Raw genomic sequence first — 9,209 nt, 5'->3', positions numbered from 1 at the left:
TCTGCGCGCAGGACGAATGCGTCGAAGTAACCCCGGAGATCGTGCGGGTGCGCAAGGTCGAGCTGGACGCCACCTCACGAGCCCGCAGCCGGTCGCGCGCCAAGGCCCGGGGTTAACACCGCGTGGCCGGACGGGCTGCTGTGCGGCTGCTCGATACCCTGAGCAGCGTGCCGAGACGAGTCCGCCGTTTGTTGATGGTGCTCGCCGGCCTGATCTCGCTGGTCGGACTCGTTCTCTCGGCCTGCACCGTCAACCCGCCGCCGGCGCCGCAGAGCACCGATACGCCGCACAACTCGGTGCCGCCGCCGCCCCGGGTCAGCGAGATCATCATGGGCATCGACTCGATCGGGGCCGGCTTCAATCCGCATCTGCTGTCCGATCTGTCCCCGGTGAACGCGGCCATCAGCGCGCTGGTGCTGCCGAGCGCGTTTCGGCCGGTCCCCGATACCAACACGCCGACCGGCTCGCGCTGGGAGATGGACCCGACCCTATTGGTGTCGGCCGAGGTGACCAGTCAGAACCCGTTCACGGTGACCTACAAGATCCGGCCCGAGGCGCAGTGGACCGACAACGCGCCGATTGCCGCCGACGACTTCTGGTACCTGTGGCACCAGATGGTCAGCCAGCCCGGGGTCGTCGACCCCGCCGGCTATGACCTCATCACTGGCGTGCAGTCCCTGGAGGGCGGCAAGCAGGCAGTGGTGACCTTCGCCGAACCCTATCCGGCGTGGAGAGAGTTGTTCAGCAACATCCTTCCGGCGCACATCGTCAAGGACGTGCCCGGGGGTTTCGCCGCCGGCCTGGCCCGGGCGCTCCCGGTCACCGGCGGGCAGTTCCGCGTGGAGAGCATCGACCCGCAGCGCGACGAGATCTTGGTGGCGCGCAACGACCGCTATTGGGGGCCACCGGCCAAACCCGCGCTCATTCTCTTCCGGCGAGCGGGGGCGCCCGCCGCGCTGGCCGATTCGGTGCGCAACGGCGACACCCAGGTGGCGCAGGTGCATGGCGGCTCGGCGGCCTTCGCGCAGCTGTCCGCCATTCCCGATGTCCGGACCGCCCGGATCGTGACGCCGCGGGTCATGCAGCTCACGCTGCGGGCCAACGAGCCCAAACTGGCTGACACACAAGTCCGTAAGGCGATTTTGGGGCTGCTGGACGTCGACCTGCTCGCGGCCGTGGGCGCGGGCAGCGACAACACCGTCACCCTGGACCAGGCCCAGATCCGCGCGCCGAGCGACCCCGGATACGAGCCGACCGCGCCACCGGCGATGTCGACGCCCGCGGCGCTGGCGCTGCTGGAGGGGGCGGGCTACAAGGTGGAACCCAACTCCTCGGCATCGCCCGCTCCCGCCCCCCCGAATACCGGTCCGCCCGAAGTCATCCGCGGGCGGATCAGCAAGGACGGCCAAGAGCTCTCACTGGTCATCGGGGTCGCGGCGAATGACCCGACCTCGGTCGCGGTGGCCAACACGGCCGCCGACCGGTTACGCAACGTCGGCATCGCCGCGACGGTGCTGGCGCTGGACCCGGCCACCCTCTACCACGACGCGCTGAACGACAACCGCGTGGACGCGATCGTCGGCTGGCATCAGGCGGGCGGAAACCTGGCCGCCCGGCTCGCCTCCCGGTACGGCTGTCGCGCACTGGAATCGACTCAGGTGCCCGTCTCCAATGGGCCGGCGCCCTCGTCGTCGCCACCCGCCGGTCCCACGCCATCCAGGGGTCCGGCCGCCACGTCGACGACGCCGACCACGACGCCGCCGCCCAGCCGCCCGGCCGATCCCGGCGCCTTGGTGCAGGCACCGTCGAACCTGACCGGGATCTGCGATCGCAGCATCCAGTCCAACATCGACGCCGCCCTCAACGGCACCAAGAACATCAACGACGTGATCACCGCGGTCGAGCCGCGATTGTGGAACATGTCCACCGTGCTGCCGATCCTGCAGGACACCACCATCGTCGGGGCCGGTCCGAGCGTGCAGAACGTCAGCTTGTCCGGTGCGGTTCCGGTCGGCATCGTCGGCGACGCCGGCCAGTGGGTCAAGACCGGGCCGTGAGCCGGATCAGCCCGCTGCCCGCGGCGGGATCACGGTGTCCACGATCAGCGCCAGCTCACGCCGGTTCGGTGGCGCTCCGTTCAGCAGGAAGTGCTGGTTGATCAGAGCCGACCCGATGCGGGCGGTGAGCGGCGTGACGACCTTCGGATCAAGATCGCCGTCTTCTATGGCGGCCTGCAGAATCGATTCCACGATTTTCATCCGCGGCCGCACCACCGCATCGGCGAAGATGGCCCGCATCTCAGGTTCGTGTAACAGCTGATGGATGACGTCCAGACTGGGGAAGCCGGTCTTCCCGGCCAGCAGGTCACGCTGGGCGGTGAACATCGCCAGCAGGTTGTCTCTGGCCGAACGACCGGAACGCAGTTCGGGCAGCGGCGGCAGCGCAAAAACCAAAGCGGCATGCACCAGCTCGCACTTGGTGTCCCAGCGCCGGTAGAGCGCGGCCTTGCCGGTCTGGGCGCGCGCCGCGATTCCCTCCATGGTCAGGCCCCCATAGCCGACTTCGGTCAGCTCGGCCAGGGTGGCCTCGTACAGGGCGCGTTCGAGGACCTCACCTCGCCGGCGGCTTCGATTGCCGGTCCGGTCTGCGTCCGTGAGCTGGGGCACTCCTTGATAGTAGCCGTGCGCGTTCCTATCCGCTGAGGTCCCAGCGACACAGCCACCCCGAGGCCAGCATAGGAGACGACGTCGGTCACTAAACCCGATTGCCGATTTTCCCCGCCGCTGACGGTAGGGTGCCGTCCATGCCTGAGACGCCGCGGCTGCTGTTCGTTCACGCGCACCCCGACGACGAGAGCCTCGGCACCGGTGCGACCATCGCCCACTACGCCGCCCGCGGGGCGGATGTCCGCGTCATCACCTGCACTCTGGGCGAGGAGGGCGAGGTGATCGGCGATCGCTGGGCCGGACTCGCCGTCGATCGCGCGGACCAACTCGGCGGCTACCGGATCGGCGAACTGACCGCCGCGCTGCGGGCGCTGGGCGTCAGCGAGCCCCGCTATCTCGGCGGCGCCGGCCGGTGGCGCGATTCGGGCATGCGTGGCACTCCCCAGCGGCACCGGCAACGATTCATCGATGCCGACGAGCGCGAAGCCGTCGGCGCACTGGTGGCGGTCATTCGCGAGCAGCGCCCGCATGTCGTCGTGACGTATGACCCCAACGGGGGCTACGGCCATCCCGATCACGTGCACGCGCACCGGGTTACGGTGGCCGCCGTGGCCGCGGCCGGCCCGGGACCCGGCGCCGCCGACTTCCCCGGCGAGCCCTGGGCCGCACCGAAGTTGTACTGGTCGGTCTTCGCGGGGCGCGCATTCGAGGCGGCCATGGACGCGCTGACGCCCGAGGATCTGCGGCCTGAATGGTCGATCCCGCCGAAAGAGGAGTTCACCTTCGGCTACGCCGACGACGACATCGACGCCGTCGTCGAGACCGGACCGGAGGCTCTGGCGGCCAAGCGGGCCGCGCTGGCCGCGCACGCCACCCAGGTGGTGGTCGGCCCGACCGGCCGGGCCTGCGCGCTGTCGAACAACGCGGCGATACCGATATCGGGGGACGAGCACTACGTGCTGGCCGCGGGCGCCGCGGGCGCACGTGACGAGCGCGGTTGGGAGACGGACCTGCTCGCGGGGCTTGGTTTCCCCGCTGCCTCGACACGGTAAGCTGCCAAACAGGCAGCCACGGAAGGAATTCGCATGGACCCCGACCTGGACCCTAATCTGCAGCACTGGCAGGACCGGCTGGACAGCTTTCAGTGGGTTCTCGGTTCCATCTTGTCCAACATCGACAGCGTCCCGACCTGACCGAAACCAAGCCACGCGTCGCGTCCGTTGACGACAGCGGTGCCACCGACCCCGCGATCCGTTTCGTCGTGTTGGCCCTCTTGGCGGTCGACGGGGTGCTCTCCGCGCTCGCCGGAGCTCTGCTGCTGCCGCTCTACATCGGGACGATTCCCTTCCCCATCAGCGGGCTGAGTTCTGGACTCGTCAACGCGGCGCTGGTGTGGGCCGCCGGTCGCTGGACCGGCTCACCCCGCCTGGCGGCGTTGCCGTTATGGACGTGGCTGCTGACGGTGGCGGTGATCAGCATGGGCGGCCCGGCCGACGACGTCATCCTGGGAGGCCGCGGTTTGATGGCCTACGGGGCTTTGTTGCTGCTGGTCCTGGGCGTTGTACCGCCCGTATGGGTGTTATGGCGGCGCAGTCCGCGCGCCTGACATTCGGCCGGGATGTCGCCCGCGCGCTCGCGCGGGCCTGCCGCTACTGTTGACTGTTGCCCAGACGGGACCCGCCAGCGGGTGCCACGATTTCACATGTTGGGACGCACGGATGAAATTCGATCGTGGGGAAGTTACACGAAGGTGCTGTTGACTCCGGGCGAGGAGCCTACCGCTCTGCCCAACCCGGTGGTTCCGGGTAAGGCCTCCGTTGAGGTCAGCGCCTCGGCGCTGCGACGGGTATTGCGACGGGCTCGGGATGGCGTTGCGCTGAACATCGACGAGGCCGCGGTCGCGATGACCGCGCGCGGCGCCGATCTGGCGGACCTGTGCACCAGCGCGGCGCGGGTGCGCGATGCCGGTCTGGAGTCGGCCGGCCGGCGCGGCCCGGGCGGCGGGCTGCCGATCACCTACTCACGCAAGGTTTTCATCCCGGTCACCCACCTGTGCCGGGACAGCTGTCACTACTGCACCTTCGTCACTGTCCCGGGCAAGCTGCGCGCCCAAGGGACCGGAATGTATCTCGAGCCCGACGAGATTCTCGACATCGCCCGGCGCGGTGCCGAACTCGGGTGCAAGGAAGCGCTTTTCACCCTCGGCGATCGGCCCGAGGATCGCTGGCCGGAGGCGCGCGAGTGGCTGGAGGCGCGTGGGTACGACTCAACGCTGTCCTACGTGCGGGCGATGGCGATCCGGGTGCTCGAGGAGACCGGGCTGTTGCCGCACTTGAATCCGGGTGTGATGAGTTGGTCTGAGATGGCGCGGCTCAAGCCGGTCGCGCCGTCGATGGGCATGATGCTCGAGACGACGTCGCGCCGGCTGTTTGAGACGAAAGGGCTTGCGCACTATGGCAGTCCGGACAAGGACCCGGCTGTCCGCCTGCGCACGCTGACCGACGCGGGCCGGTTGTCGATTCCGTTCACCACCGGCCTGCTGGTCGGTATCGGCGAGACCCTCACCGAGCGTGCCGACACCTTGCACGCGATCCGCAAGTCGCACAAGGAGTTCGGCCACGTGCAGGAAGTTATCGTGCAGAACTTCCGGGCCAAGGAACACACCGCGATGGCCGCCGTACCCGATGCCGGCATCGAGGATTACCTGGCGACCGTGGCGGTAGCGCGGTTGGTGCTCGGGCCGGCAATGCGCATCCAGGCGCCGCCGAACCTGGTGTCGCGCGACGAGTGCCTGGCGCTGATCGGCGCCGGCGTCGACGACTGGGGCGGGGTTTCGCCACTGACGCCCGACCACGTCAACCCCGAGCGGCCCTGGCCGGCCCTGGACGACCTGGCCGCCGTCACCGCCGCGGCCGGCTACGAGCTGGTTCAACGGCTGACCGCACAGCCCAAATACGTGCAGGCGGGCTCGGCCTGGATCGACCCGCGCGTACAGGGACACGTGACGGCGTTGGCCGATCCGGCGACCGGGCTGGCTCGCGACGTCAACCCGGTAGGGATGCCCTGGCAGGAGCCTGACGACGTCGGTTCGTCGGGCCGGGTCGACCTCAACGCGGCGATCGACAGCGAGGGCCGCAACACCGAGACCCGTAGCGACATCGACAGCGCCTTCGGCGACTGGGAATCGATTCGTGCCCACGTTCACGAACTGGCCGCCCAAGGCGCCAAAGCACCAGAACGCCTAGACACCGACGTGCTTGCCGCGCTGCGCTCCGCCGAGCGCGACCCCGCCGGGTGCTCCGACGACGAATATCTGTCACTGGCGACCGCCGACGGTCCGGCCCTGGAAGCGGTTGCCGCCCTGGCGGATACGTTGCGCCGCGAGACCGTCGGCGATGACGTGACGTTCGTGGTGAACCGCAACATCAACTTCACCAACATCTGCTACACCGGGTGCCGGTTCTGTGCGTTCGCCCAGCGCAAGGGCGACGCCGACGCGTACTCGCTGTCCACCGACGAGGTCGCCGATCGCGCATGGGAAGCGCACGTCGAAGGCGCCACCGAGGTGTGCATGCAGGGCGGCATCGACCCCGAGCTCCCGGTGACCGGCTACGCCGACCTGGTCCGCGCCGTCAAAGCGAGGGTTCCCTCGATGCATGTGCACGCGTTCTCTCCCATGGAGATCGCCAACGGTGTCACCAAGAGCGGGTTGAGCATTCGTGAGTGGCTGATCAGCCTGCGTGAAGCGGGCCTGGACACCATCCCCGGCACCGCCGCCGAGATCTTGGACGACGAAGTGCGCTGGGTGCTGACCAAGGGCAAGTTGCCGACGTCGCTGTGGATCGAAATCGTCAGCACCGCACACGAAGTGGGGCTGCGGTCGTCGTCGACCATGATGTACGGCCACGTCGACAGCCCGCGGCACTGGGTCGGCCACCTCAACGTGTTGCGTGACATCCAGGACCGCACCGGCGGTTTCACCGAGTTCGTGCCGTTGCCGTTCGTGCACCAGAGCTCACCGCTGTATCTGGCGGGCGCGTCGCGCCCCGGACCCACCCATCGCGACAACCGAGCGGTGCATGCGCTGGCGCGAATCATGTTGCACGGTCGTATTTCTCAAATCCAGACCAGCTGGGTCAAGCTCGGTGTCGAGCGCACGCAGGTGATGCTCAACGGCGGCGCCAACGACCTGGGCGGCACCCTGATGGAGGAGACCATCTCGCGGATGGCCGGTTCGGAACACGGCTCGTCCAAGACGGTGGCGGAGCTGACCGCGATCGCCGCGGGCATCGGTCGTCCGGCGCGGCAGCGCACTACCGACTACACACCGATGGCCGCGTAGTTCGCTTTTTTGTCACAGGCGGCGGGTATACCCGAAGCCGTGAAGCGACGAATAGACGACGATCGATTTCCCGAGTGGGCACCGTTCGTGGATGCGGTGCGCAGGCACGGACCCGACGCCGGCACCTGGTGTGAGGCCTGGACGGTACGCGACATCGTCGTGCATCAGGCCGGAAACGCCGAAGAACTCGCGCGGGTGCTCGGCGGTCACCTGGACGGTCAGCCCGTGGCCACCCGCAGCTTCGAGGAGCGCGAGGCTCCGTTGCGCGCCTTGAACGACGCGGACCTCTGGGACGCGCTGACCGACCGGATGGCCACCCTCAACGACGTCGCGGTCGCGGCCGAGGGAGTGCCCGCCGACACCGATGTCGCCTGGACCGGACGCACCATGAAAGTGCCCTGGTTCGCCGAGCACATGCGCGAAGAACTCGTCCTGCACAGCTGGGACATCACCGGCGACGTGCCGACCGCCCGGGCCCGGCTGGCCGAGCCGTGGATGACCACCCACAGCGTCGTCGCCGTGGGCAAGCCGTTGCTGGCGAAAGGGGCCAAGCTGATGAGCCCGGGTGAACGCATCGAGGCTCGCCTGCGAGCCGACGGCACCGACGACGTCGTCCTGGCCGCCGATTCCGATCAGGTCACCATCGGCCTTGCCGAACCGGAAGGCCCCGCCACCCTGGAAACCGATGCCGCCGCGCGCGTGCTGCTGCTGTGGGGCCGTAGGCCCGCCGATCCATCACGCATTCGCAGCCGCGCCGGCGCAGAAACTCTAGGTCGGGTACGCGGACTGCTCAGCGGCTACTGAACAGTCCGCGCGGGTCGACCTAGTAGTTGTTACAGACGGTGGCGACCTGCTGAATGGTCCCCATGAACGCCGCAGCCTGCGGCATCGCCTGGATCTCCTGCTCCATCTGCACGCGCTTCGCCGGCGGTGCGGCGAGGAACTTGCGCAGGTAGCTCTGGGCGACCGGTGATTGGTTGAACTGCGCGGCAGTGCCCGGGTCCGTCGCGTTAAGCGCGGCCATGACCTGCCCGTAGTTGCAGGTGGTGTCGGTGACCGGGTCGGCCGATGCGATCCCGGCCGCGGCGGTCAACGCCACTGCTGCGCTGCCAACCGCAACGCCCAATTTGCTCAACGACAGCCTCATGTGTGGAACCCTTCCCCAATTAATGCACCACGCTACGGCGGTGACATCTGCCAAGCGGTTGCCGGCTCTCGCCCGAGATTACCAGGCCCCGCGAGGGTGCTTGTGACGCAACGGATATCGGAGGTAACCGTGGGGCCGTTACTCTATGCAGGTCAGCCGCTTGTTCACGGCGTTCGCGCTCAGCGAAACGGGGTCGCCTCGCAGGGCCCGAGACTGACGGTCTTAAATCGGTGAAACCGACAGGCGCGCCAAATGGTTGACCTGTATCTGCAACGTCTAGTATCAGTAACCGAAAGCTTCACTGGAGCGGTAATACGCGCCGGTGCGAGCTGAACAGCAGCCCACATTGCAGCCGGAGTACATGGAGGAGACGTCTGTGACGTACACGATCGCCGAACCCTGTGTCGACATCAAGGACAAAGCCTGTATCGAGGAGTGCCCGGTCGACTGCATCTATGAAGGCGCTCGGATGCTCTACATCCACCCCGACGAGTGCGTCGACTGCGGGGCGTGCGAGCCGGTCTGTCCCGTCGAAGCGATCTACTACGAAGACGATGTGCCGGACCAGTGGAGCCAGTACACGCAGATCAACGCGGACTTCTTCGCCGAGTTGGGGTCGCCCGGTGGCGCGGCCAAGGTGGGTTTGACCGAGAACGACCCGCAAGTGGTCAAAGATCTGCCGCCGCAGGGCGAAGGCGACTGAGCGGCGGCCGGGTGCCCCACCAGCTCAAAAAGCGCCGACCGGCGGTGTCTGCGTCCCTGCCGGAGTTCCCCTGGGACACCCTGGCCGATGCGAAAGCGCAGGCCAGTGCTCATCGCGACGGGATCGTCGACCTCTCGGTGGGCACCCCCGTCGACCCGGTCGCCCCGGTGATCCAGGAGGCGCTGGCCGCCGCCGCTTCGGCGTCGGGGTATCCGGCCACCGCCGGCACGGCCCGGCTGCGCGAATCGGCGGTCGCCGCCCTGGACCGCCGGTTCGGCATCACCGGGCTGACCGAAGCGGCCGTGCTCCCGGTGGTCGGCAGCAAGGAGCTGATCGCGTGGCTGCCCACGC

The 9,209-nt window shown here is 68.3% G+C and carries 9 protein-coding genes and 1 pseudogene; 8 read left to right on the top strand and 2 right to left on the bottom strand.

Going from position 1 to position 9,209, the window contains the following annotated elements; genetic code table 11:
• Positions 1-116, top strand: a 116-nt coding sequence (locus A5652_RS28825) for a hypothetical protein (RefSeq protein WP_232001128.1), incomplete at its 5' end; no start/stop codon positions are given.
• A gap of 78 nt (positions 117-194) precedes the next feature.
• The gene (locus A5652_RS23855) at positions 195-2,057 is read left to right on the top strand and encodes an ABC transporter family substrate-binding protein (RefSeq protein WP_197514086.1); all 1,863 of its coding nucleotides are present in this window, start codon (positions 195-197) and stop codon (positions 2,055-2,057) included.
• 6 nt (positions 2,058-2,063) lie between these two features.
• On the opposite strand, the gene A5652_RS23850 is transcribed toward A5652_RS23855, so the two are convergent.
• Positions 2,064-2,666, bottom strand: a complete 603-nt coding sequence (locus tag A5652_RS23850) for a TetR/AcrR family transcriptional regulator (protein WP_067357768.1) — start codon at positions 2,664-2,666, stop codon at positions 2,064-2,066.
• Positions 2,667-2,803: 137 nt separating this feature from the next.
• Between A5652_RS23850 and mshB the strand changes: the two genes are divergently transcribed.
• The 4 genes from mshB to A5652_RS23830 all read left to right on the top strand — a co-directional run bounded on the left by mshB (position 2,804) and on the right by A5652_RS23830 (position 7,812).
• On the top strand, positions 2,804-3,718 hold the full coding sequence (mshB, locus tag A5652_RS23845; RefSeq protein WP_067357765.1) for an N-acetyl-1-D-myo-inositol-2-amino-2-deoxy-alpha-D-glucopyranoside deacetylase: 915 nt from the start codon (positions 2,804-2,806) through the stop codon (positions 3,716-3,718).
• A 92-nt stretch (positions 3,719-3,810) separates the two neighbouring features.
• The gene (locus A5652_RS23840; protein WP_067357761.1) at positions 3,811-4,272 is read left to right on the top strand and encodes a hypothetical protein; all 462 of its coding nucleotides are present in this window, start codon (positions 3,811-3,813) and stop codon (positions 4,270-4,272) included.
• A gap of 96 nt (positions 4,273-4,368) precedes the next feature.
• A complete protein-coding gene (locus tag A5652_RS23835) occupies positions 4,369-7,008 on the top strand; it encodes a bifunctional FO biosynthesis protein CofGH (RefSeq protein WP_082984050.1) in 2,640 nt (879 codons plus the stop codon).
• Between the two features lie 39 nt (positions 7,009-7,047).
• Complete coding sequence (locus tag A5652_RS23830; RefSeq protein WP_067357755.1) at positions 7,048-7,812, top strand: maleylpyruvate isomerase N-terminal domain-containing protein; 765 nt, start codon at positions 7,048-7,050, stop codon at positions 7,810-7,812.
• A 19-nt stretch (positions 7,813-7,831) separates the two neighbouring features.
• Here the strand turns inward: A5652_RS23830 and A5652_RS23825 are convergent, their stop codons facing one another.
• On the bottom strand, positions 7,832-8,155 hold the full coding sequence (locus A5652_RS23825; protein ID WP_067357752.1) for a hemophore-related protein: 324 nt from the start codon (positions 8,153-8,155) through the stop codon (positions 7,832-7,834).
• A 376-nt stretch (positions 8,156-8,531) separates the two neighbouring features.
• Between A5652_RS23825 and fdxA the strand changes: the two genes are divergently transcribed.
• Positions 8,532-8,858 carry a ferredoxin gene (gene fdxA, locus A5652_RS23820; protein ID WP_003875467.1) on the top strand — a complete coding sequence of 109 codons (327 nt, stop codon included), beginning with the start codon at positions 8,532-8,534 and terminating at the stop codon, positions 8,856-8,858.
• Between the two features lie 44 nt (positions 8,859-8,902).
• Positions 8,903-9,209, top strand: a pseudogene (locus A5652_RS23815) (succinyldiaminopimelate transaminase); the annotation flags it as partial.

Origin of the sequence: Mycobacterium sp. 1165178.9, assembly GCF_001673555.1 — a bacterium.
Classification (GTDB): domain Bacteria; phylum Actinomycetota; class Actinomycetes; order Mycobacteriales; family Mycobacteriaceae; genus Mycobacterium.
This window is presented reverse-complemented; position numbering and strand designations above follow the sequence as displayed.

Coding starts and splice junctions, on each gene's coding strand:
- A5652_RS23855 (WP_197514086.1), top strand. CDS start 195: ATGGTGCTCGCCGGCCTGATCTCGCTGGTCGGACTCGTTCTCTCGGCC.
- mshB (WP_067357765.1), top strand. CDS start 2,804: ATGCCTGAGACGCCGCGGCTGCTGTTCGTTCACGCGCACCCCGACGAC.
- A5652_RS23835 (WP_082984050.1), top strand. CDS start 4,369: ATGTTGGGACGCACGGATGAAATTCGATCGTGGGGAAGTTACACGAAG.
- A5652_RS23825 (WP_067357752.1), bottom strand. CDS start 8,155: ATGAGGCTGTCGTTGAGCAAATTGGGCGTTGCGGTTGGCAGCGCAGCA.